An 833-nucleotide genomic window follows, 5' to 3' on the forward strand; every position below is an offset into this window, starting at 1 on the left:
CCTGGAGCGTCTGATAGACCTTCACGCTCATCACGCGCTCCATCGACCCGCTCTCCTTGTAGCGACGGAACGAGTTCTGCAGGAAACGGTTCTCGGCCTGGAGGTTATACGCCTCGCTGACCGGCGGCAACGCCTTCTTTTCGGCTTCTACAGCGAGCTTCGCACGGTATCGGAGGTCGCATTGCTGATAGCCGCGCAGCCACTTCGTGATGGTCCGCCAATTCAGCCCAAAATATTCGCCGAACTGCCCTTTCGCGCCGAGCTCGAAACAGATACTAATTTCGCCCAAACGCAGGAACGGGTAACTTTCGTACAAGTTCGCCGTCACCTTGCCCGCCATCAACGTCAGCTCGCGCGGCTCCGGTACCTTGAATCCCATTAACATAGCACACTGTGAGATGATATCCACCATTTTATCACTTACCACGTTGGCATTAAGCTCATTAATGGCTGGCTCTTGTAAAATTAACTGTAATCTTTCTTCCGTATTCATTCTAATTTTAACATTTTACGCGTCATTATTTTCGCCTCTTCGCACACACGCTGCATTTCGTCGATTCGCGAAACCGGTTTTGTTTGGGGGCGCGAGGCCGATTGATTTCGTGCCAAAATCCCTTCTTTCGTTTCGAAGTTCAGGCAACGCCACCACGATTGGAATCGACGCTTGTAATCATTGATATCCAATATCGTACCCGTTTCGCCAATCGAAACCAAATGCGTTTCAAAAAGCTCCATCGCTCCCGGCAGCCTTTCTAACACCGTTTTCCCGCCTTTTCCGCTCAAAACAGACACCGAGTAGAGCCATTCCTCATCTTTTAGCAAATCTTTGCGCA

The 833-nt window shown here is 50.5% G+C and carries 2 protein-coding genes; both read right to left on the reverse strand.

Translation table 11 applies throughout. From position 1 onward, the window contains the following. The coding region (locus B5F77_RS15430) for a hypothetical protein (RefSeq protein WP_140392913.1) at positions 1 to 493 on the reverse strand (493 nt) is incomplete at its 3' end. Then, a partial coding sequence (locus B5F77_RS15810) for a hypothetical protein (RefSeq protein WP_162608023.1) occupies positions 490 to 833 on the reverse strand: 344 nt, incomplete at its 5' end. The genes B5F77_RS15430 and B5F77_RS15810, both read right to left, overlap by 4 nt.

It is taken from the genome of Parabacteroides sp. An277 (genome assembly GCF_002159645.1).
Lineage (GTDB): Bacteria > Bacteroidota > Bacteroidia > Bacteroidales > Tannerellaceae > Parabacteroides.